This window comes from Sinorhizobium prairiense (assembly GCF_029201645.2).
Classification (GTDB): domain Bacteria; phylum Pseudomonadota; class Alphaproteobacteria; order Rhizobiales; family Rhizobiaceae; genus Sinorhizobium; species Sinorhizobium meliloti_A.
In genome coordinates, this window is sequence record NZ_CP104131.1 from 3,189,061 (window position 1) to 3,214,537 (window position 25,477).

Sequence of the window (25,477 nt, forward strand, 5' to 3'; positions counted from 1 at the left end):
CATTTAAATCGAAGCCAATTTTGCAAAAATTTCCCGAAAAACCGCAAAAACGAACGAAAACGCCGAAGATTCTGTCACGGGGGTCTGCACGAGCAGCAGTTGACAGTCCGTGAGGGGCGGGCGATCACACTTCGAAAGCGAATAACGGGGTCTCCCAATGTCCGACACGCCTGCCGCGCCCGGTGCCGTCATCGTCATTTCGAGTCATGTGGTGCGCGGCGCGGTCGGCAACCGGGCTGCCGTCTTCGCGCTGGAAATGCTCGGCCACCGGGTCTGGGCCCTGCCGACGGTCGTGCTTCCCTGGCATCCGGGACACGGTCGGTCGACGCGGGTGACCATGCCGGACGAGGACTTCCGCTCGATCATCGGCGATCTCGTCGCTGCGCCCTGGATCGGCGAGGTGCGCGGGGTGCTGTCCGGCTATCTGGGTTCCCCCGAACAGGCGGCGGCCGTTGCCGGCCTCGTGAAGGCGCTGCGCCAGCGCAATCCCGCGCTCTTCTATGCCTGCGATCCGATTCTTGGCGATGCGGGCGGCCTCTACGTCCCGGTGGAGGTCGCCAGCGCCATCCGCGACCTGCTGCTGCCGCTTGCGACGCTCGCCACGCCCAACCGGTTCGAGCTTTCCTGGTTGGCAGGTGCTTCGCTCGAGACGAATGCGGCCATCCTCGACGCGGCGGTCGACCTAGGGCCGCCACGCGTGCTGGTGACGTCGGCGATACCGATGATGAGCGGCGGCACGGGCAATCTCTACCTGTCCGGACGCCATGCGCTGCTTGCCGAGCACCGACTGATCGACAATCCTCCGAACGGCACCGGCGATCTGCTCTCGGCCGTATTCCTGGCGCGCCTGCTGGAAGGGCTGCCGGAGGAACGCGCGCTGCAGATGGCGACCGCCAGCGTCTACGAGATCATCGCGAGAAGCCGCAAGCGCGATTCCGACGAGCTGACGCTCGAACAGGATGCATCGAGCCTCGCGACGCCGATGGCAATGGTGCAGATGCGCCGCCTCATGCATCCGAGCCAGGCGCGGAAGAAATAGCGTCAGATATGGAAGAATTGCCTCATAGGCGCATTTCGCCCTTTCGGATGGCCGGAGCACGCTGTAACAGTTCGACGCTTCATGGTTCCCGGTGCGTCTTTCAGACACGCTACCCGCATGTTTCCTTGAATCCCGATCAAAGACAGGAGCACCAGGACGATGCAGCAGGAACGAGTGGATGAAACGGGGTTACCGATGGATATACAGGGCTTTCCGGAACATCTTCTGACCGGCTACCGCAATTTCATGAGCGGTCGCTTCACCGAACAGCAGCAGCGCTACAAAACGCTCGCCGAGAGCGGTCAGAAACCGAGGACGATGGTCATCGCCTGTTGCGACTCCCGCGCCGCGCCCGAAACAATCTTCGATGCCGGCCCGGGAGAACTCTTCGTCGTGCGCAACGTCGCCAACATGATGCCGCCATATGAACCGGACGGACATTATCATTCGACCTCGGCCGCGCTCGAATTCGCGGTCCAGTCGCTGCGGGTCACCAACATCGTGGTCATGGGCCACGGGCGCTGCGGCGGCATCAAGGCGGCACTCGACCCGGACGCCGAGCCCCTCTCCCCGGCGATTTCATCGGCCGCTGGATGAACCTCCTGAAACCGGCCGCCGAGCAGATCCAGAGCAATGACGTGATGACTCCGGCGGAACGACAGCGTGCGCTCGAGCGGGTCTCCATCCGCAATTCGATCGCCAATCTGAGGACGTTCCCCTGCGTGAACGTTCTCGAGTCGAAGGGAAAGCTTCGTCTCCACGGCGCATGGTTCGACATCTCGACCGGTGAGCTCTGGGTCATGGACGCGAAGACCGGCGATTTTTCCCGACCGGGAATGTAACGGTCGCCAGTCAGGCCCCTCGTCCGCCTGCCTGTCCCTTCTCCCCGCTAGCGGGAGAGAAGTCGCGGCAGCGGGGTGAGGGGCAAAACCGCTGTCACCCGCCGTCGATCTCGGCGCCGATGATGGCGATCGCCTGCTGATAGACGCTGGCGGCGTTCCAGCCCTGGATGGCGGCGAAGTTGACCTCGCCCGGCTGATAGCCGCCGCCCGGCTGCCAACCATGGCCGCGCAGGAAATTTGCGGTTGAGGCAAGCGCATCCGCTTTGGAGCGGACCATGTCGACATGGCCGTTGCCGTCCCCGTCCACGCCGTATTTCAGCACGTTCACCGGGAGGAATTGCGTCTGCCCGATCTCGCCGTGCGCCGCCCCGCGGGCGGCCGGGCTGAGGTCGCCGCGCTCGACGAGCTGGAGGGCGGCGTAAAGCTGGTTGGTGAAATAATCCGAGCGGCGACAATCATAGGCGAGCGTCGAGACGGCGGAAAGCGTGTGTTCCTTGCCCAGGAACGAGCCGAAGCCGGTCTCCATGCCCCAGATGGCGATCAATGGGCCGGCGGGAACGCCGTAGCGCTGCTCGATGCTCTGGAAGAGCCTGGCATTCTGCGCCCGCAGCTTCTTGCCGCGCGAAATGATCACCTGACCGCCGCGCTTCTGCATGAACTGATCGAGCGACAGCTTGAAGCTTTCTGGCCGCGATCGGCCCGGATCGTCGCCCTGCTGTAGGAGACGTTGGCGAGCGCCTGGTCGACCACCGAAGGGCTGATGCCGTTCCCGGCGGCTTCGCGCTTGAATTCCGACAGCCAGGCGGAGAAGCCGCTGCCGTCATTGCCGCACTGCGCCGCAGAGGCGTCCGCCGGAAGAACTACGGTTGAGATCAGGGCCGCCAGGCCCGCTGCTGCGCTCTTCACCCTATGCATGGATTACCCCGTCGATTGCCCGAATTTGTTGCCTTCGAAATTCCCGCTTCGTCATCCGCTCGTCGCCGGCACGATGGTTTCACGTGAATCCATTGCCCGCCGACGAACTGCGAACCCCGCCTGTCGCCGTAACGATGCAGGCGGGGCTTAAAGTTTGCCCGACCGAGGCCGATCAAGCCGCCTGCTTGCGCGGTTTGATCAGGCCGCGGTTGATCAACAGCTCTGCGATCTGCACCGCGTTGAGCGCCGCGCCCTTGCGCAGGTTGTCCGAGACGATCCACATGTTGAGGCCGTTTTCGACCGTCGCATCCTCGCGGATGCGCGAGATGTAGGTCGCGTCCTCGCCGGCGCATTCGTAAGGCGTCACATAGCCGCCGTTCTCATGCTTGTCGACGACCAGGCAGCCCGGCGCTTCGCGCAGGATCTCGCGCGCCTCGTCGGCGGTGACCTCGTTTTCGAATTCAATATTGACCGATTCCGAATGACCGATGAAGACCGGGACGCGCACGGCCGTGCAGGTCACCTTGATCTTCGGGTCGAGCATCTTCTTGGTTTCGGCCAGTACCTTCCACTCTTCCTTGGTGTAGCCGTCCTCCATGAAGACGTCGATGTGCGGAATGACGTTGAAGGCGATGCGCTTGGTGAACTTCTTGCTCTCGATCGGATCGGCGACGAAGACAGCGCGGGTCTGGTTGAAGAGCTCGTCCATGCCGTCCTTGCCGGCGCCGGAAACCGACTGATAGGTGGAAACGACGATGCGCTTGATCTTGGCATGGTCGTGCAGCGGCTTCAGCGCCACCACGAGCTGCGCCGTCGAGCAATTCGGATTGGCGATGATGTTTTTCTTGGAGAACTGCGCGATCGCGTCCGCGTTCACTTCCGGTACGATCAGCGGAACATCGGCGTCGTAGCGCCAGGCCGAGGAATTGTCGATGACGACGCAACCCTCCCGGCCGATCTTCGGCGAGTATTTCTGCGAGACGGCGCCGCCGGCCGACATCAGGCAGATGTCGGTGTCGGAAAAATCATAGGTGTCGAGGTTCGTCACCTTCAGCGTCTTGTCGCCGTAGGAGACCTCGGTGCCGACCGAGCGCGAGGAGGCGAGCGCCACCACTTCGTCGGCCGGAAAGCCGCGCTCGGAAAGAATGTTCAGCATCTCCCGGCCGACATTGCCGGTGGCGCCTGCGACAGCAATTTTGAAACCCATGATCTAAGCTCTCTTTCTGTCTCTCCTCGTTTGGTGGAGGGGGAAACTGCGCGGTGCGACCGCGAAGTTCCTGTCCCCGGCCTTACCGGGGAGAGAGCGGAGGGCCAGAGACGTCAGACGGTTTTCGTCGTCGTTTTGGCCGTGGTTTTGCGCGCGAGCGAGAAATGGCTGATCCGCCCGGCGGTATGGGCCGGCAAATTCAGCGCAGCGATGGACGAACCCTTCGGTCCCATGGCGGTTTCCTCGTTCGCCGCTGCTCTTACCGGCTTTTCGGCAAGAGTCAAGCCGCGGAGGCTCCCTAGCGGTCGTCACGGAAGGCAGGGCTGGCCCGTGGCACGATTGAAGACTTCATGATGTGCGGGCGCGAGCATGGTGATCCCGGCATTAGACGAAAGTCATAAGCCCAAAGCATCCCTGCCTCGCGTGCCACTTTTCTGACATCTTGTTGCGAGGCGCACCACGCCCGGATGTCAAAGGGGACCCGACGTTCAGGGAGGAATGTCCGGACCGGGGAATGGGCGCTCCAATAGACCGATTTTGGAGTGGAGGAATCAAAATGGCAAACGTCGTGACAGCGGGCGGCACAAAAGCCGGCCCGATGACCGGCGAGGAGAAGAAGGTCATCTTCGCCTCGTCGCTCGGTACCGTCTTCGAATGGTATGATTTCTATCTTTACGGTTCGCTTGCCGTTTATATCGGTGCAACCTTCTTCAGCCAGTATCCCGAGACCACGCGCAACATCTTTGCGCTTCTCGCCTTCGCCGCCGGCTTCCTTGTCCGGCCGTTCGGCGCGCTGGTTTTCGGCCGCCTGGGCGACCTCGTCGGCCGCAAATACACATTCCTCGTCACCATTCTGATCATGGGCCTGTCGACCTTCCTCGTCGGCGTCCTGCCCGGTGCCGCCTCGATCGGCATTGCGGCTCCGATCATCCTGATCGGGCTCCGCCTCCTGCAGGGTCTTGCGCTCGGCGGTGAATACGGGGGTGCCGCGACCTATGTGGCAGAGCATGCGCCGCACGGCCGCCGCGGCTATTTCACCTCGTGGATCCAGACGACGGCGACGCTTGGTCTCTTCCTCTCGCTGGTGGTTATCCTTCTGGTCCAGTACATGCTGGGCAAGGAAGCTTTTGCCGAGTGGGGCTGGCGCATACCCTTCCTGCTCTCTTTCGTGCTGCTCGGCGTCTCCGTCTGGATCCGCCTGAAGATGAACGAGTCTCCTGCCTTCAAGAAGATGAAGGAAGAGGGCAAGGGTTCGAAGGCGCCGCTGACGGAAGCTTTCGGCCAGTGGCGCAACGCCAAGATCGCCCTTCTGGCGCTCTTCGGCGCGGTCGTTGGCCAGGCCGTGGTCTGGTATTCCGGCCAGTTCTACGCGCTGTTCTTCCTGCAGAGCATTCTGAAGATTGACGGCCAGTCGGCAAACCTGATGGTTGCCGCCTCGCTCCTTATCGGCACAGGCTTTTTCGTCTTCTTCGGCTGGCTGTCGGACAAGATCGGCCGCAAGCCGATCATCATGGCGGGCCTCCTGCTTGCCATGCTCACCTACTTCCCGCTGTTCAAGGCGATGACTTGGGCCGGCAACCCAGCGCTTGCGGAAGCGCAGCAGAACGTTCGCGCCACCGTCACCGCGGCTCCGGGCGACTGCAGGTTCCAGTTCAACCCGACGGGCACGGCGAAGTTCACCACCTCCTGCGACATCGCCACCGCCTTCCTGACCAAGAACTCGGTTCCCTATGACGTCGTGACCACGGCGGCTGCGGGGACACCGGCGACGGTGAAGATCGGCGAAACGACGATCACCAGCTTTGACGCCGTTGCGGCCGGCGACAAGGCGAAGGCCGAGGAAGCGGCTTTCGGTAAGCAGATCAACATGGCGCTGCAGGCCGCGGGCTATCCGCTGGTGCGCGGCGTTGCCAAGGTTCCGGAATCGAAGCTCGACGCCTTCGTCGCTGCCAATCCGGAACTTGGCCTCGACGCCGCTGCCGTGCGCGCCGGCGAAAAGGCCATGGTGCCGGCCGACAAGCTCGTCGCCGACAAGCTGCTCACCCAGGAAGAAGTCGGCAGCGCCACCGAAATGGCGGTCTACAGCATAGACAAGGGCGGCGCCTTCACGATGGTGGCCGACCCGGCCCGCGTCAACTGGACGGTGATCATTGCTGTACTGACCGTGCTCGTCATCTATGTGACGATGGTCTACGGCCCGATTGCGGCGCTGCTCGTCGAACTCTTCCCGACCCGCATCCGCTATACCGGCATGTCGCTGCCCTACCATATCGGCAATGGTTGGTTCGGCGGGCTGCTCCCGGCAACGGCCTTCGCGATGAGCGCGGCAAAGGGCGATATCTACTACGGCCTCTGGTACCCGATCGTTTTCGCGGGCATCACGCTGGTGATCGGTCTTCTGTTCCTGCCCGAGACGAAGGACCGGGATATCCACACGATGGAATGAGCCGGCGGACGGGAGCGGGATGGGAGCGTGTTTCCCATTCCGCCAACTCAACAGCTCTCCTGACTCCGGCGCGGCTTCCGCGCCGGCTTTTTTTCGATTTACTCGGCTTCCCTTTCCTCGGCCTCGTGCTCCACATGCCTCAGCACAGGCCAGCCGGCCGCACCGCGCTTGAACAGCCAGCCCTGCCGGGCAAAGAGGAAAGCCATCATCAGCGCGACCCAGAGCCCGAGCAGCAGGCCGGCGGCGACATCGCTCGGGTAATGCGCGCCGACCACGACGCGCGAGATGCCGACAAGCAGGGCCAGCAGCAGAAACAGCGGCCGAAGCTGCGGCATCACCATCGCGAAGGCGCCGAAGAAGGCGCCGGCCGCCGTGGAATGTCCCGACGGGAAGCTTTCGAACAGCGTGTCGCCGGTAAAGGGCGTGAGGCTGTAGGGGCCGTAATCTGCAAGGAGCTCGGGACGGGCGCGGCCGATCAGAAATTTCAGGCCGTGCACCAGCGCGCTCGCCGTGCCGATCGTCAGTAGGAAATAGGCGGACAGATTGCGCGCCGCGCGCGCCCTCTGCCGCAAGGTGTCGCGCGCGGAGGATCGGCGGACGACGAAGGCGATCAGCAGCAGCAGGGCCGAGCTGTAGATCATCCAGGCGAAGGTGCCGATATCGGTGATGGCGCGGTTGAAGCCGACGATCTCCTCCGGCAGACCTTGCGCCCATTCGGAAAGATGCGGGTCGAACGGGGTGAAGGCGACGACGAGGACGACCGTCATCAGCCAGATCCAGACGGTCAGTGAAAGCGGTCGGTTCATTTTGCTCCTTCCTTCGCCTTATGGATGTGAAGGCTCGGCCGGCAAAATCAAGACCCCGTAAACGCGAAGCACCCCGGCAAGGCCGGAGGTGCGGTTCGACTATTCGGGCCGCGAGCGAAGGCGCAGTCGTCAGGCCGAGAGGCTCTTGAACTCGGCGAGGATCGCGTCTCCCATCTCGGCCGTACCGACTTTCCGGCAACCTTCCGCCATGATGTCGCCGGTGCGGATGCCCTGATCGAGCACGTTGGCGATCGCCTTCTCCAGGCCGTCGGCTTCCTTCACGAGGTTGAAGGAGTAGCGCAGGCACATGGCGAAGGAAGCGATCATGGCGATCGGATTGGCGACCCCCTTGCCGGCGATGTCCGGCGCCGAGCCGTGCACCGGCTCGTAGAGCGCCTTGCGCTTGCCGGTCTTGGCATCCGGAGCGCCGAGCGAGGCGGAGGGCAGCATGCCGAGCGAGCCTGTCAGCATGGCGGCGACGTCGGACAGCATGTCGCCGAAAAGGTTGTCGGTGACGATCACGTCGAACTGCTTCGGCTGCCGCACGAGCTGCATGCCGCCGGCATCCGCCAGCATGTGCTCGAGCTGGACGTCGGAATACTTCGCCTTGTGCGTCTCGGTCACGACCTGGTTCCAGAGCACGCCCGACTTCATCACGTTGCGCTTTTCCATCGAGCAGACGCGATTGTTGCGGGTGCGGGCGAGTTCGAAGGCGACCCCGGCGATGCGCTCGATCTCGTAGGTGTCGTAGACCTGCGTGTCGATGCCGCGCTTCTGGCCGTTGCCGAGATCGATGATCTCCTTGGGCTCGCCGAAATAGACGCCGCCCGTCAGCTCGCGCACGATGAGGATGTCGAGGCCCTCGACCAGCTCGGGCTTCAGCGACGATGCGTTGGCAAGCGCCGGGTAGCAGATGGCGGGGCGAAGGTTGGCGAAAAGCTCGAGGTCCTTGCGCAGGCGCAGGAGCCCGGCTTCCGGCCGCACCTCATAGGGCACCGCATCCCATTTCGGTCCGCCGACGGCGCCGAAGAGCACCGCATCGGCGGCAAGCGCCTTCGCCATATCCGCTTCGGAGATCGCCGCGCCATGGGTGTCATAGGCCGAGCCACCCACAAGCCCCTCGTCCGTCACGAAGCCGGCGTCTCGCTCGGCATTCATGTAAGCGATGATTTTGCGGACTTCCGCCATGGCTTCCGGGCCGATGCCGTCGCCGGGCAGAAGGAAGAGATTGCGCACAGTCATGGATAGTCCTTCTCGCGTGAAAACTCGGCCGGGTTCTTAGCGCAACTTCGTATCAAGGGAAATTGCGTCTGCGAAAGAATTGTGCGTGCTCCGGTGTCACCGCTACCCTGTTTCCGCTTGACGGAATCGCGCGCCGGCGCTCGAATGGCTGAACTCAACCGGGGATTTCACCATGTCGGAAACGCTTCTTTTCGGTGCCTTTCCGCAGGCGGCCTGGCAAGCAGCGCCCGGCCTTTTCGCCCTGCGCAAACCTTGACGGTCCGGCGCCGATCGACCACTTCAAGCACCTGCTTTGCGGTTTTCGCCGCGCTCCCGCATTCGAAAGGAATCCTGATGACCGACAGCGCTTCGCTCAATCCCGCCCTCGTCAACTGGACCGGACACGAGGGCCTGCCCCGGTTCGAGGCGATCATGGACGAGGATTTCGCGCCTGCCTTCGATGCGGCATTGGCGAGTCACGAGGCGGAGATCGAGGCCATTGCCAACAATGCGGAGGAGCCCACCTTCGACAACACCGTCGCCGCGCTGGAAATCGCCGGCGATGAACTTTCGCGCGTCTCCGCTCTCTTCTGGAGCAAGGCGGGCGCCCATACGAACGAGGTGATTCAGGCGCTGGAGCGCGAGATCGCACCGAAAATGTCGCGCCATTATTCGAAGATCGGCACCAACCCGGCACTCTTCGGCCGCATCGACGCACTCTGGGAGAAACGGGAAGAGCTCGGCCTCGATGTCGAAGCCATGCGCGTTCTGGAACGGCACTGGAAGAGCTTCGTGAAAGCGGGCGCCAAGCTTGACAAGCCCGAGCAGGAGCGTCTCGCGGCGATCAACGAGAAGCTCGCCGGCCTCGGCGCCAGGTTCGGGCAGAACGTTCTCGCAGACGAGAAGGACTGGGCGCTCATCCTGTCGAGCGAAGAGGACCTGGCGGGGATTCCGGATTTCCTGAGAGATGCGATGGCGGCGGCCGCGCGCGAGCGCGGCGAGGAAGATAAATATGCGGTCACGCTGTCGCGCTCGATCATCGAGCCGTTCCTGACCTTCTCCGAAAGACGGGAACTGCGTGAACAGGCTTTCAGGGCCTGGACGGCGCGCGGCGAAAATGGCGGCGAGACCGACAATCGCGGCATCATCGCCGAAACGCTCGCTCTCCGGGCGGAGAAGGCGAAACTGCTCGGCTATGAGAATTATGCGGCGCTGAAGCTCGACAACACCATGGCGAAGACCCCTGAAGCCGTGAACGGCCTGCTGATGCAGGTATGGGAAAAGGCGGTGGCGCGGGCCCGGGAAGAGGAGGCGGAACTCGCCACGCTCATTGCCGAAGAGGGCCGCAACCACGAGGTCATGCCTTGGGACTGGCGACACTATGCGGAAAAATTCAGGGCCCGGAAATTCAGCTTTTCGGAAAGCGAACTGAAGCCCTATCTGCAGCTGGAGAAGATCATCGACGCCTGCTTCGCCGTCGCCGGCCGCCTCTTCGGCATCACCGCAACCGAGAAGAATGGCGTTCCCGCTTATCACCCGGACGTCCGCGTCTTCGAGATACGCGACGCCTCAGGCAGGCTCACGGCCCTTTTCCTCGGTGATTATTTCGCGCGCTCCTCGAAACGCTCCGGCGCATGGATGAGCTCCTTTCAGTCGCAGCACAGGCTGAAGCTCGAGAACGGCGCAATTGACGAAATCCCGATCGTGTACAATGTCTGCAACTTCGCCAAGCCCGCCGAGGGCAAGCCGGCGCTCCTCTCGATCGACGACGCCCGCACGCTCTTCCACGAATTCGGCCATGCGCTGCACGGCATGCTTTCCAATGTCACCTATCCCTCGGTTTCGGGTACCGGCGTCGCGCGCGATTTCGTGGAGCTGCCCTCGCAGCTTTACGAGCATTGGCTGACGGTGCCGGACATTCTCAGGAAATATGCGGTGCACTACAGGACCGGCGAGCCGATGCCGCAGGCGCTGCTCGACAAGGTGCTGGCGGCGCGGACGTTCAATTCCGGTTTCGCGACGGTCGAGTTCACCGCCTCGGCGCTCGTCGACATGGCCTATCACACGGCGGAAGAGGTCGGCGATCCGATGGCGCTCGAAGCGGCGACGCTCGAGAAGATCGGCCTGCCGCAGTCGATCGTCATGCGCCACCGCAGCCCGCATTTTCTTCACGTCTTCTCCGGCGACGGCTATTCGGCCGGCTACTACTCCTACATGTGGTCGGAGGTGCTCGACGCCGATGCATTCGCGGCCTTCGAGGAGACCGGCGATCCCTTCGACCCGGCGATGGCGGCCAGACTGAAGGACAATATCTACTCGGTCGGCGGCTCCGTCGATCCGGAAGACGCCTACAAGGCCTTCCGCGGCAAGCTGCCGAGCCCGGATGCGATGCTGGCGAAGAAGGGGCTGGCGGCTTAGGGTCTTGTCTTTGAAAATATAGGGGTGATCGCCCCCGATCCTTTCCCCGCAAGCGGCGGGAGGGGACGCGCCACACGGGCGATCTCATTGCGGCTACGCCTGTGGTGTGGAGGGGGACCGCGCGCGCCGTCGCCCCTTCGCCCCGCTTGCGGGGAGAAGGTCGCGAAGGCGATGAGGGGGCATAACCTGCCCGATGAAGACAGGTGAGATCTACGCCTGCTCCACCCCCAGCACAGCCAGCAGATTGTGCATCCGCTCAGTAGCCAGCTCCGGCTTGTCGAGCACATTGGCCTGATCCGCCAGGCGGAAGATATCGGCATAGTGGAGCAATCCGCGAGCCGATTGCAGGCCGGCCGGCAGGGTGAAATGCCGTTGGTGGCCGTTCAGCCAGGCCAGGAAGACGACGCCGGCCTTGTAGTATTGCGTCGGCGCCTCGAAGATCTTGCGCGAGAGCGGCACGGTCGGCTCTATGACGCCGCGAAAGGTCGCAAGATCGCCCTCGGCGAGGGCCGCGAGCGCCTTCGAGGCCGACGGCGCGACGGCGTCGAAGATGCCGAGCAGTGCGTGGCTGTACTTCTTGCCGTCGCCCTCGATCAGTTCCGCATAGTTGAAATCGTCGCCGGTGAAGCAGAGCACGCCCTCGGGGAGCCGGCTGCGCAGCGCCAATTCCTTGCCGTTGTCGAGCAGCGAAATCTTGATTCCCTCTACCTTGGCGCTGTTCTCGCCGATGATGGCCAGCACGGTTTCGAGCGCCTGCCCGAAGTTTTCCGAGCCCCAATAGCCTTTGAGCTGCGGGTCGAACATGTCGCCCAGCCAGTGGAGTACGACCTTGTCCCTGGTCTGGGACAGGATGCGGCCGTAGACACGCCGGTAGTCGTCGGGGGAGCGCGCCACGCGCGCGAGCGCCCGGCTCGCCATCATGATCGCCCGGCCGCCCTCGGCTTCGACGAAGCCGACCTGCTCCTCGTAGGCCGCGATGACATCGTCAATCGAGCGCGCCTCGGCCGGCGAAAGGTGGTCGGTGCCGGCGCCGCAGGCGAGATCGGCGCCCGGGACGCTTCGCGCTTCAGCGAGCGAGCGACGGATCAGTTCCTGCGCCGCCGCCCATGTAAGTCCCATGCCGCGTTGCGCCGTATCCATCGCCTCGGCGATCCGGAAGCCGAGCCCCCACAGGTGATGGCGGAAGACCATCGTCGCTTCCCAGTCGATTGCCGGATTGCCCCAAGGGTCGCTGTCGCGAAGCGGATCGGAAACGACATGCGCGGCCGCATAGGCGATGCGGTTGAAGGTCGGGGCCGCTCCGGGTCGGGTGATCGGTTCGCCCCGAAGCCGGTACTCTTCGAGCGAACCGTCCTGGCGCGGCAGAAAAACGCTGGTCATCGGCTTATGTCCTCCTCTACCTCATCGCATCGAATAATTTAGACCGTTCCAAATTTCAAGACGAAAATCAAACTCTCTCCTCGCAGCAGCAGCGCTCCCCTGTGGAGTCCGGAATGAGGTAATCCTCTCGAATTAGCTATAACAGCCGCTTACGGGGAGAAATACAGTGCCATGCGTTGCCAAGGCGCCGGCAAAAATGTGAACAGGAGCCTCTTGACGAAATTGGAACGTTCCAATTATTAAGGACGAGAGAGATGAAATTTCGGGGAGGATGTTCATGGGGAAGGAGCGGGTGACGGTTGTCGACATCGCGCGCGCCGCCGGCGTGTCGAAGTCGACCGTGTCGCTCGTCCTGCAGGCAAGTCCGCTCGTCAACGAATCGACGAGGGCTAAAGTCAATGCAGTGATCCGTGAGCTCGGCTACGTGTATAATCGCAGCGCCGCCAATCTGCGCCAGGCGAGATCGAAGATCATCGGCATCGTCGTCAACGATCTCACGAACAGCTTCTTTGCGGAGCTCGCGGTCGGCGTCGATGAGGTCGTGCAGGCCGCCGGTTTCGTGCAGTTCCTCGCCAATACGAGCGAGAAGCTCGACCGCCAGCGCGAGGTCATCGCCTCGATGCGCGAGCACGGGGTGTCGGGGCTCATCATATCCCCGGCGCGCGGAACGGAAGCCGCGGATCTCGCGCCGCTCGTTGCCGCCGGCATTCCGGTCGTGCTCGTCGTGCGCGACATTCCCGGCGCCGGTGTATCCTCTTTGACTTCGGACAATCATGCCGGCGCCGTTGCCGCCGTGCGCCATCTGGTCGAGCGTGGCCATCGCCGCGTCGCCTTCCTCGGAGGCTTCGCCGATACCGCGGTCTTCGAAGCGCGCATGCGCGGCTATGGCGATGCCCTTCGGGAGGCCGGCCTCCAGGTCTCAGACGACCTGGTCATCGGTTCGGCGCCCTCGCGCGCCGGCGGGGTGACGGCGATCGAGCAGGCGATGATGCTGAAGGAGCGGCCGACCGCGGCCCTCTGCTTCAACGATGCCGTCGCCTTCGGCGTCTGCGACGGGCTGCGTGCGCGCCGGCTGGAGCCCGGCGAGGATTTCGCGGTGATCGGTTTCGATGACGTGATCGAGGCCAAGACCGCGGTGCCGGCGCTGACCACGGTCTCGGTCGATCCGCATGGCATGGGCGAGCGTGCGGCGGAATTGCTCTTGAAACAGATCAATAGCGGCCGTGTCGAGCCGGAAGCGATCGTCAGCCCGGTCCGGCTCGCCATTCGTCAGAGCTGCGGTGCTGCCGTCGGACGCAGAGTGAAGGAGATTTCGTCATGATTCGCTGGGGACTGATCGGCGCGAGCACGATCGCGCGCGAATGGGTGATCGGCGCCATCCGCGCCGCAGGCGGCGACGTCGTCTCGGTGATGAGTTCGAGCGCGGAACGAGGAGAGGCCTATGCCGCCGAGAACGGGATCGTAAAGGCTGTCACGAGCGTCGACGATCTCGTCGGCGATCCCGACGTGGACGCCGTCTACATCTCCACGACGAACGAGCTTCACCACGATCAGGCGCTCGCGGCGATCCGCGCCGGCAAGCACGTTCTCTGCGAGAAGCCGCTGGCGATGAATCTCAATGACGGCTGTGAAATGGTGCTCAAGGCCTGCGAGGCCGGCGTCGTGCTCGGCACCAATCATCACTTGCGCAACGCCGCCACCCATCGGGCCATGCGGGAAGCGATCGCCGCGGGCCGGATCGGCCGGCCGATCGCGGCACGGGTCTTCCATGCCGTCTATCTGCCGCCGCACCTCCAGGGCTGGCGGCTCGACAGGCCGGAGGCGGGCGGCGGCGTCATTCTCGATATCACCGTGCACGACGCCGACACGCTGCGCTTCGTTCTGAACGACGACCCGATCGAGGCCGTCGCGATCAGTCACAGCGCCGGCTTGGGCAAGGAAGGACTCGAGGACGGAGTCATGGGCGTGCTCCGCTTCCGCTCCGGCGTCATCGCCCAGTTTCATGATGCCTTCACCACGAAATTTGCCGAGACGGGTCTCGAAGTGCACGGAACCGCGGGATCGCTGATCGGTCGCAACGTGATGACGCAGCGGCCTGTCGGCACGGTCGTGCTGCGCAATGAAGAGGGCGAGAGCGAATTGCCGCTCGACCACCGCAATCTCTACGAGACGGCGCTCGAGGCATTCCATTCCGCGATCGGGGGCAATGGCCGTCCGTCGGCGAGCGGCGAGGATGGCGTCTGGTCGCTCGCCACCGGGCTTGCGGTGGTAAAGGCGGCGGCTACCGGCGGTGCCGTCGAGATCGAAACGGGACTTTGATGCGCATGACGGGCAAACATATTTCGCTTGCGGAAGCTGCCGGCTTGATTCCGGACGGCGCAATCGTTTCGGTCTCCTCCTCCAGCGGGCTTGGCTGCCCGGACCTGATGCTGAAGGCGATCGGCGAGCGCTTCGAGGCGACCGGACACCCGCGCGATCTGACGACGCTGCATCCGATCGCCGCCGGCGACATGAGCGGCATCAAGGGCGTGGATCATATCGCCAGGAAGGGTCTCCTGAAAAAGATCATCGGCGGCTCCTATCCCTCAGGCCCGTCGAGCGCCGAACCGCCGCTGATCTGGCAGATGATCGGCGCGAACGAGGTGGCCGCCTATAATATTCCCTCGGGCATTCTCTTCGACATGCATCGCGAGGCGGCGGCCAAGCGCCCGGGCGTCATGACCAAGGTGGGGCTCGACACCTTCGTCGACCCGTCGCGCGAAGGCTGCGCCATGAATGCGTCAGCCGCCGCCGAACCGCTGGTGACGAAGATCTCCTTCGAGGGAGAGGACTGGCTTTATTTCAAGGCGATCGCGCCTCAGGTGGCGATCATCCGCGCGACGACCGCCGACGAACGCGGCAATCTCACCTATGAGCACGAGGGCGCCTATCTAGGCGGCCTCGACCAGGCGCTTGCCGCCCGCAACAATGGCGGCATCGTCATCGCCCAGGTGAAACGCATTGCCAAAGAAGGCTCGCTGAAGCCCCATGATGTGCGTGTACCGGGCGTTCTGGTCGACTATGTCGTCGTGGATCCCGAACAGAAGCAGACGACGCAGACGCTCTACGACCCCGCCATCTCCGGCGAGATATTCCGTCCGCTCGACAGCTTCCGACTGCCGGAATTCAACATCCAGAAAGTGATCGCGCGCCGCGTCGCCAAGGAGCTCGAGGCGGGCAGTGCGGTCAATCTCGGTTTCGGCATTTCCGCAAACGTCCCGCGCATCCTCATCGAAGAGGGTCTGCACGGCGCAGTGACCTGGGTCATCGAACAGGGCGCCGTCGGCGGCGTGCCGCTCCTCGATTTCGCCTTCGGCTGCGCCTCGAATGCGGACGCCTTCATGCCGTCGCCATACCAGTTCACCTATTTCCAGGGCGCAGGCTTCGATGCTTCTCTGCTCTCCTTCCTGGAGATCGACCGCACCGGCTCCGTCAACGTCTCGAAGCTCAGCTTCCGCCCGCATGTAACGGCGGGGGCGGGGGGTTTCGTCGACATCACCGCGCGGGCGAAGAAGATCGTCTTCTCCGGCATGTTCAATGCGGGTGCGAAGCTGGCGGTCGCCGACGGGCGGCTCGTGATCGAGAAGGAAGGCAAGCTCAAGAAGCTCGTCAACACGGTCGAGCACGTCACTTTCTCCGGCCGCCGGGCCGTCGAGCAGGGGCAGGACATCACCTATGTCACCGAGCGCTGCGTGATGAAACTGACCCCGGAAGGCGTGGTGCTCACCGAAATCGCCCCGGGCGTCGATCTCGAAACGGATATCCTTGCTCAGTCGGAGTTTCCGCTGATCGTCTCCGACGCGCTGAAGCCGATGGATCCGGCGCTGTTCGGCGAGGGGCCGATCGGCCTGACGCTGCCCGCCAAGGCGTCGCGCCGGCTCATGGGAGGCGTCGATGGCTGACGAACGCATCCGCATCGATTTCGACGGTCCCATAGCGATCATGACGGTCGCGCGGCCGGAAAAGCTCAACGCCTTCGACATCGGAATGCTGAAGGCGCTCGACGCGGCCTGCGATACGGCCGAGGCGAAGCGCGACGTGCGCGTCCTGATCCTTACCGGCGAGGGCAAGGCCTTTTCCGCCGGCGGCGACATCAAGGCCTGGGGCGGCATGGAGCCAGCCGCCTTCGGCCATGACTGGGTGCGGTTCGGCCACCGCGTTTTCGAACGGCTCGCCACGCTGCGCATGCCGGTGATCGCGGCACTCAACGGCCATGCGCTTGGCGGCGGTCTGGAGCTTGCGGCGGCGGCGGATATACGACTGGCCGAAAAACAGGTGAAGATCGGCCTGCCGGAGACGAGCCTCGGCATGGTTCCGGGCTGGTCGGGCACGCAGCGCCTGGTCGCGCGCTTCGGCGCGCAGATCGTTCGCCGCATGGTGCTCGGCGGCGAGATGTTCTCGGCGGCGGAAGCCAAGGCCGAGGGGCTTATCGACGCAGTGGTCGAGACCGGCGCGGTCATGCAGGCGGCGCGCGACTACGCCGCGCGGGTCGCCGGCCGCGGGCCGGCGGCGCTCGAAATATCGAAGCTGATGATCGCCTCGGCCAGCGGCGAAGACAAGGGCGCGGCGGTGGAAGCATTGGGATCGATCCTCGTCGCCAAGACCGGCGATCTCAAGGAAGGCGTAGCCGCCTTCAGTGAAAAGCGTGAAGCTCGCTTCAAGGGAGAATGGTGATGACGGCGGTGGTGAGGCCGAAGGCGCTCGGCGATTACGAGATCCGCGAATTCCGGATGCTGATCGACGGTCAGTGGGTGGATGGCGCCGAGGGCCGCTCGGTCGAGCGCGTGGCGCCGGGTCACGGCGTCGTCGTCAGCCGCTATCAGGCGGCGGCGAAAGCGGATGCCGAACGGGCGATCGCCGCCGCGCGCCGCGCCTTCGACGAAGGTCCGTGGCCGCGCATGACAGCCTCGGAACGGTCGCTGATCCTGCTCAGGGCCGCCGACATGATTGCCGCGCGCGCGGATGAGCTCGCTTTTCTCGATGCGGTCGAATCCGGCAAGCCGATCAGCCAGGCGAAGGGCGAATTGGCGGGTGCCGCCGACATCTGGCGCTATGCGGCAGCACTTGCGCGCGAACTCTCGGGCGAAAGCTACAACACGCTCGGGGAGGGTACGCTCGGCGTCGTGCTACGCGAGCCGATCGGCGTCGTATCGATCATCACGCCGTGGAACTTCCCTTTCCTGATCGTCAGTCAGAAGCTTCCCTTCGCCCTTGCCGCCGGCTGCACGACGGTGGTGAAGCCCTCCGAACTCACCTCGGCCTCGACGCTGGTTCTCGGCGAAATCCTGCAAGCGGCCGGCGTGCCCCAGGGCGTCGTGAACATCATCGTCGGCACGGGGCCGGAGGCCGGCGCGCCGCTCACCACCCACCCGCATGTCGACATGGTCTCCTTTACCGGCTCGACCGGAATCGGCCGACTGACCATGGCCAATGCGGCGCAGACCTTGAAGAAGGTCTCGCTGGAACTCGGGGGCAAGAATCCGCAGATCGTCTTTCCGGACGCAAACCTGGACGAATTCATCGATGCGGCCGTCTTCGGCGCCTATTTCAATGCCGGCGAATGCTGCAATGCCGGTTCGCGGCTGATCCTGCATCGCGATATCGCCGAGGAGGTGACGGCGCGCATCGCCAGCCTCTCGGCCAAGGTCAAGGTCGGAGATCCGCTCGACCCTGAAACGCAGGTTGGCGCAATCATCACGCCGCAGCATCTGCAAAAGATCGCCGGCTATGTTTCTTCAGCGTCGAACGAAGGCGCGAGAATAGCCCATGGCGGCACCACGCTCGATCTCGGGATGGGACAGTTCATGGCCCCGACCATTCTGTCGGCCGTTCGGCCCGAAATGGCCGTGGCCCGGGAGGAAGTCTTCGGGCCGGTTCTCTCCGTTCTGACTTTCGAGAAGACGGAAGAGGCGATCCGGATCGCCAATTCGATCGATTACGGGCTTTCCGCCGGGGTCTGGAGCCGCGACTTCGACACCTGCCTGACGATCGGGCGGCGCGTACGCGCCGGCACGGTCTGGATGAACACCTTCATGGATGGCGCATCCGAGCTGCCTTTCGGCGGCTACCGGCAATCCGGGCTCGGCCGCGAGCTCGGTCGCCATGCGGTCGAGGACTATACGGAGACGAAGACGCTCAACATGCATATCGGCCAGCGCAGCAACTGGTGGATGCCGCGCTGAAGAAGGGAAGGGGCGAGGTTTCGTAATCGCCGAAAGGGTGTAACGTCTTGAATTGGCCGGGTGACGTCAGTCGCAGGCCAGCCGTCCGCGGGAACCGGGCGGCACCGGAAAAGAGCGGAGGAGGTTCCGCTTCGGAAACTTGCAAACGGGAGGATAACGATGCGCAAGTTCATGACGACGACTGCTGTTGCAGCACTGATGTTGGCGGCGACAGCTGCGCGTGCAGCCGAGAATGTGGAAGTACTGCACTGGTGGACGTCCGGCGGCGAAGCCGCGGCCCTCGACGTCCTCAAGAAGGACCTGGAGAGCAAGGGCATCAGCTGGACCGACATGCCGGTCGCCGGCGGCGGCGGCACCGAAGCGATGACGGTGCTTCGTGCCCGCGTCACCGCGGGCAACGCGCCGACGGCCGTGCAGATGCTCGGCTTCGACATTCTCGACTGGGCCAAGGAAGGCGCGCTGGGCAACCTGGACGAGGTCGCCTCCAAGGAGGGCTGGGACAAGGTCATTCCGGCGGCACTGCAGCAGTTCTCGAAATATGACGGACACTGGATCGCCGCGCCGGTCAACGTCCATTCGACCAACTGGGTCTGGATCAACAAGGCCGCCCTCGACAAGGCCGGCGGCAAGGAACCGACCACCTGGGAAGAGCTGATCGCACTGCTCGACAAGTTCAAGGAGCAGGGCATCACGCCGGTCGCCCATGGCGGCCAGCCCTGGCAGGACGCGACGATCTTCGACGCCGTCGTTCTTTCGCTGGGCAACGACTTCTACAAGCAGGCTTTCATCGATCTCGATCCGGCGGCGCTCGGCGGCGACAAGATGAAGGAAGCCTTCGACCGCATGACGAAGCTGCGCTCCTATGTGGACGACAACTTCTCCGGCCGCGACTGGAACCTCGCCTCGGCGATGGTCATCGAGAACAAGGCCGGCCTGCAGTTCATGGGTGACTGGGCGAAGGGCGAGTTCCTGAAGGCGAAGAAGGTGCCCGGCACCGATTTTGTCTGCATGCGCTTCCCCGGAACGCAAGGTTCGGTCACCTTCAATTCCGACCAGTTCGCGATGTTCAAGGTTTCGGAAGACAAGGTTCCGGCACAGCTGCAGATGGCCTCGGCAATCGAGAGCCCGGCCTTTCAGTCGGCCTTCAACGTCGTCAAGGGTTCCGTTCCCGCCCGCACCGACGTTCCGGATACCGATTTCGACGCCTGCGGCAAGAAGGGCATCAAGGACCTCGCGGAAGCAAATACCAACGGCACGCTCTTCGGCTCCATGGCCCACGGCCATGCCAATCCGGCTGCCGTCAAGAACGCGATCTACGACGTGGTCACACGCCAGTTCAACGGCGAACTCGACTCGGAAGAGGCGGTGACGGAACTCGTGGCGGCGGTCGAGGCTGCGAAGTAGAGGCACCGAGGAGGGGAAAAGCCCCTCATCCCGCTGCCGCGACCTTCTCCCCGCGTGCGGGGAGAAGGGACAAGCGGTGAGCTCCGGCGTCCTCTCGCCTTGAGATGAGGGCTTGAGCCGCTACGCCTCAGTCCCCTCTCCCCGCATGCGGGGAGAGGGCTAGGGTGAGGGGCAATCCCCTCCACGAACGAAACATACGGTGGTAGCAAACATGGATAGCCGCAACCGGCTGCAGGAGCTTTTGCCAAAGCTCGTGCTCGCCCCCAGCTTTCTCATAGTTCTGGTGTTCGTCTACGGCTTCATAGCCTATACGGGCTTCCTGTCGATGACGGACAGTAGGATGCTGCCGTCCTACAATTTCGTGGGTTTGAGCAATTACAGCCGGTTATGGGCCCTGCCGCACTGGTGGCGCGCGGTCAGCAATCTGGCGATCTTCGCGACGCTCTATATCGTCGTCTGCTCGGTGCTGGGTCTCGGGCTGGCGATCCTGCTCGACCAGAAGATCCGCGCCGAAGGTTTCCTCCGTCCGATCTATCTCTATCCGATGGCGCTTTCCTTCATCGTCACCGGCACCGCGTGGAAGTGGTTCCTCGATCCCGGTATCGGGCTTGAGAACACCATGCATCTCTGGGGCTGGGAAAGCTTCTCGTTCAACTGGATCAAGGACCGCAACTACGCCATCTACTGCGTCGTCATCGCGGCCGTCTGGCAGTCGACCGGCTTCATCATGGCGATGTTCCTGGCGGGCCTGCGCGGCGTCGACAACGAGATCATCAAGGCCGCCCAGATCGACGGGGCGACCACCCCAACCATCTATCGGCGGATCATCATTCCCCTGATGCGGCCGGTCTTCCTTTCGGCCTTTGTCGTACTCGCCCATCTTGCCATCAAGGCCTACGATCTGATCATCGCATTGACGGGCGGCGGGCCGGGGCAGGCGACCGAGCTGCCGGCGACCTTCATGTATTCTTACACCTTCACCCGAAACCAGATGGCGATCGGCGCCTCGTCGGCGATCGTGATGCTGGTGATGATCTTCTCGATCATCGTTCCCTATCTCTATTCCGAAGTCCGGGGAGGAAAACGCTGATGGGCGCTCCCAATTCCGAAAACGTCATCTCGCACAACCGGCTGACGCGCGCTCTGATCTATTCGGCGCTGATCCTCTTCGCACTCTATTCGCTGCTGCCGCTCTATGTGATGCTGGTGAATTCCCTGAAGCCGCTGGATGAGATCCGGCAGGGCGGCATGTTGAACCTGCCTCGGACCTGGACCGTCGAACCGTGGCTTTCGGCCTGGTCGACCGCCCAGATCGGCGTGCAGCCCACCGGCCTCCGGCCTTTCTTCATCAATTCGATCCTGATGGTCGTCCCGGCCGTGGCGATTTCCACGATCATCGGCGCGCTCAACGGCTACGTGCTGACGAAATGGCGCTTCCCCGGGGCGAACATCTTTTTCGGCATGCTGCTTCTCTCGTGCTTCATTCCCTTCCAGATCGTGCTGATCCCGATGGCGCGCATTCTCGGCATTCTCGGCATCGCCGGTTCGATCTGGGGTCTGATCCTGGTGCATGTGGTCTACGGTATCGGCTTCACGACGCTCTATTTCCGCAACTACTACGAGGCCTTCCCGACCGAGCTGGTGCGTGCGGCACAGATCGACGGCGCCAGCTTCTTCCAGATCTTCCGGCGGATATTGCTGCCATCGTCAGGGCCGATCATCGTCGTCTCGGTCATCTGGCAGTTCACCAATATCTGGAACGACTTCCTGTTCGGGGCCTCGTTCTCCGGGCCGTATTCGACGCCGATGACGGTGGCTCTCAACAATCTCGTGAGCTCGTCCACGGGGGTCAAGGAATACAATGTCCACTTCGCGGGCGCGATCCTCGCCGCCCTGCCAACGCTCATCGTCTACATCGTGTCCGGCCGCTATTTCGTCCGCGGACTGATGTCCGGCGCCGTGAAAGGATAAGCCATGTCGTTTCTGAAGATCACCAATCTGCGCAAATCCTACGGCGCTCTCGAGATCTTGAAGGACATCAACCTGGAGATCGAAGAAGGCGGCTTCCTCGTGCTCGTGGGCCCCTCCGGTTGCGGCAAGTCGACGCTTCTGAACACGATCGCCGGCCTGGAGCCGATCACCTCGGGCGACATCGCCATCAACGGCCGCTCGGTTTCGGGGCTGCACCCGTCGAAGCGCGACATCGCCATGGTATTCCAGTCCTATGCGCTCTATCCGAACATGACGGTGGCCGGGAACATCGCCTTCGGCATGGAGATCCGCGGCGTGCCGAAGGAGGAACGCGAGAAGGCGATCAAGCAGGTGGCCGACATGCTGCAGATCGGCCATCTGCTCGACCGCAAGCCGAGCCAGCTTTCCGGCGGCCAGCGCCAGCGCGTCGCCATGGGCCGGGCGCTGGTGCGCAATCCCCAGGTCTTCCTCTTCGACGAGCCGCTCTCGAACCTCGACGCGAAGCTGCGCGTCGACATGCGCACCGAGATCAAGCGGCTGCATCACCGCATGAAGACGACCATCGTCTATGTGACGCATGACCAGATCGAGGCGATGACGCTCGCGACCAAGATCGCCGTCCTGAAGGACGGCGTCCTGCAGCAATTCGGAACGCCGGCGGAGATCTACAACAACCCCGCCAATATGTTCGTCGCCGATTTCATGGGCTCGCCTGCGATGAACCTGCTCAAAGCGCAGATAGAAACCGCAGGCTCTCAAGTCTCGGTGACGCTGGCGCGGCCGAATGCCGAACCCCTGAGACTAGCCGTGCCGCATAACGGCGCGCTCTCCGCCTATGCCGGCAGGGAGGTGGTCTTCGGCATCCGTCCGGAGGCGCTCACCGACCCCGACGGGGCGGATCGCAATGCGCAATTCGTCGCCGAAGGCGAATGCCTGATCGAGGTGGTCGAGCCGGCCGGCTCCGATACCTTTGCCGTCACGAGGCTCGGCGGCAAGGAAATCGTCGCAAGGCTCAGGGCCGATGCGCGCATTGCGCCCGGACAGACGTCACGGCTGGCCTTCAATCTCGACAAGGCCGTCTTCTTCGACCCGCAAAGCGAAAAGCGGATTGCATGAGGAAGACGATGGAGAGCCAGCCGGATATCGTCATTATCGGATCAGGGGTCGGCGGCGCAACCGTCGCTGCGGGCCTTGCCGCCTCGGGCGCCGAGATCCTGATCCTCGAAGCGGGCTCACATATCGAGGACCTGCCGGTCAATCGCGACCAGCGGGCGATCTTCCAGCGCGGCCATTTCCGCCCGAAGGAGACCTGGTACGAGGCGGGCGGCCCCGGCTTCAATCCCGGCAACTACTACAATGTCGGCGGCAATTCGAAATTCTACGGCGCGGTGCTGACCCGCTACCGCCGTGAGGATTTCGAGGAAATGCAGCACCGGGACGGCGTCTCCCCCGCCTGGCCCTTTTCCTATGAGGAGCTCGAGCCGTGGTATTCCAAGGCAGAGCAGCTTTACCAAGTGCGAGGCAAATTGGGCGAGGACCCGACGGAACCCGCTCATTCGAGCGGCTATCCCCATGGCCCGGTGCCGGACGAGCCTGCGATCGCCATGGTCCGTGAGCGCCTGGCCGAGATCGGCCTCCATCCCTATTCGCTGCCGCTCGGCGTCGATATCGAGCGCTGGCTCGCCAAGGGCAAGACGCCGTGGGACGCGCATCCGAACTCATCCGACGGCAAGATGGATGCCGAAACGGCGGCGCTGGCGGCGGCGCTTAAATTTCCGAATGTGCGGCTGCAGACCGGCTCGCGGGTGACGCGGCTCGCAACCGGGCCGGGCGGAAAGGCGATCGAAGCCGTGCTCTACGCCAAGGACGGGGCGGAGCACCGTCTTTCGCCGAAGCTCGTCATTCTCTGCGCCGGCGCGGTGCAGTCGGCCGTACTGCTCCTGCGCTCTGCCGACGACAGCAACCCGACCGGGCTTGCCAACCGGTCCGATCAGGTCGGCCGCAATTTCATGAACCATAATTCAAGCGCCGTCATCGCGCTCAGCCCCTGGTACCGCAACGATTCGGTCTATCAGAAGACCTTCGGCCTCAACGATTTCTATCTCTCCGACGGTGCGGGTGGGCCACCGCTCGGCAATATCCAGCTTCTCGGCCGCATCTCCGGCGCGATCCTGAAGGCGAACATGCCGGCCATGCCGGAATGGCTGCTGAACCGGATGTCCGCCCGCGGTATCGACTTCTACGCCATGAGCGAGGACCTGCCGTCACCGGAGAGCCGCGTCATGGTCGACGGCGAGCGCGTCGTGCTGAAATGGGTGCGCACCAACTGGCAGGCCCATCTCGATCTCGTCGCCAAGCTGAAGGCGGTGCTGAAGAAAGCCGGCTTCCCGGTCGTGCTCGCGCGGGCCTTCGACAAGCGGACGCCTTCGCATCAGTGCGGCACGGTCCGGATCGGCAATGATCCCGGCCAGGCGCCGCTCGACGTTTATTGCCGCGCCTTCGATCATCCGAATCTCTTCGTCGTCGATGCCGGCTTCCTGCCGACCTCCGCCGCCGTCAATCCGGCGCTGACCGTCGCCGCCCAGGCGCTGCGTGTCGCCGATCATATCGTAAAACAGGATCTGCGGTCATGACCGATAAGGCACGCCCCGTCGCGATCGTCACCGGCGGCCGCCGCGGCATCGGGCTAGGGATCGCCCGGGCGCTCGCGGCGACCGGTTTCGACATCGCCATCACCGGCATTGGCGATGCGGAGGGTGTCGCTCCCGTAATCGCCGAACTCAACGGGCTCGGCGCCCGGGTGATCTTCCTGCGCGCCGATCTGGCCGACCTTTCGAGCCATCAGACGACCGTCGACGCGGCCGTCGCGGAATTCGGCCGGATCGACTGCCTTGTCAACAATGCCGGCATCGCCTCCATCGTGCGCGGCGATTTTCTCGATCTGAAGCCGGAGAATTTCGACACGATCGTCGGCGTCAATCTGCGCGGCACGGTGTTTTTCACGCAGGCCGTGCTGAAGGCGATGCTCGCGAGCGAGATTCAAGCGCGGCGCTCAATCATCAACATCACCTCGGTCTCGGCGGCGATGACGTCGCCCGAGCGGCTCGACTATTGCATGAGCAAGGCAGGCCTTGCGGCCTTCAGCCAGGGCCTGGCGCTGAGGCTCGCCGAGACCGGCATCGCGGTCTTCGAAGTCCGTCCCGGCATCGTCCGCTCGGACATGACGGCTGCGGTTTCCGGCAAATACGACGGGCTGATCGCAAGTGGCCTGGTGCCGATGCGGCGCTGGGGCGAACCCGAGGATATCGGCAATATCGTCGCCGGGCTTGCCGGCGGGCAGTTCGGTTTCGCCACGGGCTCGGTGATCCAGGCGGATGGGGGATTGTCGATCGGGCGCTTGTGAATTGTGTGCGGGCGTTCCCGTCACCCGGTCGTCGAGATTTGCCCCTCACCCTAACCCTCTCCCCGCGTGCGGGGAGAGGGACGTGCCCACCGAAACGCCGGCGGTCATGGTTGCGAATGCGGCCACCGCGAGTCCCTTCTCCCCGCCTGCGGGGAGAAGGTGCCGGCAGGCGGATGAGGGGCATGGCGAGACAGCTGATACCGC

The 25,477-nt window shown here is 63.7% G+C and carries 19 protein-coding genes and 2 pseudogenes; 15 read left to right on the forward strand and 6 right to left on the reverse strand.

Features of this window, described 5'->3' with window-relative positions; all coding sequences use genetic code 11:
* The first annotated feature begins 157 nt into the window (after positions 1–157).
* Positions 158–1,039 carry a pyridoxal kinase PdxY gene (gene pdxY / locus N0Q91_RS18040; protein WP_275597106.1) on the forward strand — a complete coding sequence of 294 codons (882 nt, stop codon included), beginning with the start codon at positions 158–160 and terminating at the stop codon, positions 1,037–1,039.
* 159 nt (positions 1,040–1,198) lie between these two features.
* Positions 1,199–1,881: pseudogene (locus N0Q91_RS18045) on the forward strand (carbonic anhydrase).
* Positions 1,882–1,975: 94 nt separating this feature from the next.
* On the opposite strand, the pseudogene N0Q91_RS18050 reads toward N0Q91_RS18045, so the two are convergent.
* The 3 genes and pseudogenes from N0Q91_RS18050 to N0Q91_RS18060 all read right to left on the reverse strand — a co-directional run bounded on the left by N0Q91_RS18050 (position 1,976) and on the right by N0Q91_RS18060 (position 4,287).
* A pseudogene (locus N0Q91_RS18050) lies at positions 1,976–2,796 on the reverse strand (lytic murein transglycosylase).
* 172 nt (positions 2,797–2,968) lie between these two features.
* Positions 2,969–4,003 carry an aspartate-semialdehyde dehydrogenase gene (locus N0Q91_RS18055; RefSeq protein WP_275597107.1) on the reverse strand — a complete coding sequence of 345 codons (1,035 nt, stop codon included), beginning with the start codon at positions 4,001–4,003 and terminating at the stop codon, positions 2,969–2,971.
* A gap of 113 nt (positions 4,004–4,116) precedes the next feature.
* The gene (locus N0Q91_RS18060) at positions 4,117–4,287 is read right to left on the reverse strand and encodes a hypothetical protein (protein WP_018098718.1); all 171 of its coding nucleotides are present in this window, start codon (positions 4,285–4,287) and stop codon (positions 4,117–4,119) included.
* Positions 4,288–4,559: 272 nt separating this feature from the next.
* Here N0Q91_RS18060 and N0Q91_RS18065 point away from each other — a divergent pair, with 272 nt between their 5' ends.
* The gene (locus tag N0Q91_RS18065; protein ID WP_275597108.1) at positions 4,560–6,449 is read left to right on the forward strand and encodes an MFS transporter; all 1,890 of its coding nucleotides are present in this window, start codon (positions 4,560–4,562) and stop codon (positions 6,447–6,449) included.
* Positions 6,450–6,547: 98 nt separating this feature from the next.
* On the opposite strand, the gene N0Q91_RS18070 is transcribed toward N0Q91_RS18065, so the two are convergent.
* A complete protein-coding gene (locus tag N0Q91_RS18070) occupies positions 6,548–7,255 on the reverse strand; it encodes a phosphatase PAP2 family protein (protein WP_275597109.1) in 708 nt (235 codons plus the stop codon).
* Positions 7,256–7,384: 129 nt separating this feature from the next.
* Entirely contained in the window at positions 7,385–8,497 is a 1,113-nt protein-coding gene (leuB, locus tag N0Q91_RS18075; protein WP_100672655.1) for a 3-isopropylmalate dehydrogenase, read from the reverse strand.
* Between the two features lie 333 nt (positions 8,498–8,830).
* Between leuB and N0Q91_RS18080 the strand changes: the two genes are divergently transcribed.
* Positions 8,831–10,894: a M3 family metallopeptidase gene (locus tag N0Q91_RS18080; protein ID WP_275597110.1), complete on the forward strand. Its 2,064-nt coding sequence runs from the start codon at positions 8,831–8,833 to the stop codon at positions 10,892–10,894.
* A 210-nt stretch (positions 10,895–11,104) separates the two neighbouring features.
* Here N0Q91_RS18080 and N0Q91_RS18085 read toward each other — a convergent pair whose 3' ends face one another.
* The gene (locus tag N0Q91_RS18085; protein ID WP_275597111.1) at positions 11,105–12,274 is read right to left on the reverse strand and encodes a dihydrodipicolinate synthase family protein; all 1,170 of its coding nucleotides are present in this window, start codon (positions 12,272–12,274) and stop codon (positions 11,105–11,107) included.
* 277 nt (positions 12,275–12,551) lie between these two features.
* Between N0Q91_RS18085 and N0Q91_RS18090 the strand changes: the two genes are divergently transcribed.
* The 11 genes from N0Q91_RS18090 to N0Q91_RS18140 all read left to right on the forward strand — a co-directional run bounded on the left by N0Q91_RS18090 (position 12,552) and on the right by N0Q91_RS18140 (position 25,273).
* Positions 12,552–13,595 carry a LacI family DNA-binding transcriptional regulator gene (locus N0Q91_RS18090; protein ID WP_100672658.1) on the forward strand — a complete coding sequence of 348 codons (1,044 nt, stop codon included), beginning with the start codon at positions 12,552–12,554 and terminating at the stop codon, positions 13,593–13,595.
* Entirely contained in the window at positions 13,592–14,593 is a 1,002-nt protein-coding gene (locus N0Q91_RS18095) for a 1,5-anhydro-D-fructose reductase (protein ID WP_100672659.1), read from the forward strand. Before N0Q91_RS18090 ends, N0Q91_RS18095 begins: the two co-directional genes overlap by 4 nt.
* On the forward strand, positions 14,593–16,215 hold the full coding sequence (locus tag N0Q91_RS18100; protein WP_275597112.1) for an acyl CoA:acetate/3-ketoacid CoA transferase: 1,623 nt from the start codon (positions 14,593–14,595) through the stop codon (positions 16,213–16,215). Before N0Q91_RS18095 ends, N0Q91_RS18100 begins: the two co-directional genes overlap by 1 nt.
* Entirely contained in the window at positions 16,208–16,987 is a 780-nt protein-coding gene (locus N0Q91_RS18105) for an enoyl-CoA hydratase/isomerase family protein (protein WP_275597113.1), read from the forward strand. The genes N0Q91_RS18100 and N0Q91_RS18105 overlap by 8 nt, the downstream gene beginning before the upstream one ends.
* Entirely contained in the window at positions 16,987–18,495 is a 1,509-nt protein-coding gene (locus N0Q91_RS18110) for an aldehyde dehydrogenase family protein (RefSeq protein WP_275597114.1), read from the forward strand. Before N0Q91_RS18105 ends, N0Q91_RS18110 begins: the two co-directional genes overlap by 1 nt.
* A gap of 159 nt (positions 18,496–18,654) precedes the next feature.
* Positions 18,655–19,899, forward strand: a complete 1,245-nt coding sequence (locus tag N0Q91_RS18115) for an ABC transporter substrate-binding protein (protein ID WP_018098729.1) — start codon at positions 18,655–18,657, stop codon at positions 19,897–19,899.
* A 211-nt stretch (positions 19,900–20,110) separates the two neighbouring features.
* A complete protein-coding gene (locus N0Q91_RS18120; RefSeq protein ID WP_275597115.1) occupies positions 20,111–20,989 on the forward strand; it encodes a carbohydrate ABC transporter permease in 879 nt (292 codons plus the stop codon).
* Positions 20,989–21,870 carry a carbohydrate ABC transporter permease gene (locus N0Q91_RS18125; protein ID WP_018098731.1) on the forward strand — a complete coding sequence of 294 codons (882 nt, stop codon included), beginning with the start codon at positions 20,989–20,991 and terminating at the stop codon, positions 21,868–21,870. The genes N0Q91_RS18120 and N0Q91_RS18125 overlap by 1 nt, the downstream gene beginning before the upstream one ends.
* 3 nt (positions 21,871–21,873) lie before the next feature.
* Positions 21,874–22,986 (forward strand): ABC transporter ATP-binding protein, encoded by a 1,113-nt coding sequence (locus N0Q91_RS18130; RefSeq protein WP_100672663.1) that lies wholly within the window; start codon positions 21,874–21,876, stop codon positions 22,984–22,986.
* Positions 22,983–24,503, forward strand: coding sequence for a GMC oxidoreductase (locus N0Q91_RS18135; protein WP_275597116.1), 1,521 nt, complete (start codon positions 22,983–22,985; stop codon positions 24,501–24,503). The genes N0Q91_RS18130 and N0Q91_RS18135 overlap by 4 nt, the downstream gene beginning before the upstream one ends.
* Positions 24,500–25,273: a 3-ketoacyl-ACP reductase gene (locus N0Q91_RS18140; RefSeq protein WP_018098734.1), complete on the forward strand. Its 774-nt coding sequence runs from the start codon at positions 24,500–24,502 to the stop codon at positions 25,271–25,273. Before N0Q91_RS18135 ends, N0Q91_RS18140 begins: the two co-directional genes overlap by 4 nt.
* The last annotated feature ends 204 nt before the right edge of the window (positions 25,274–25,477 follow it).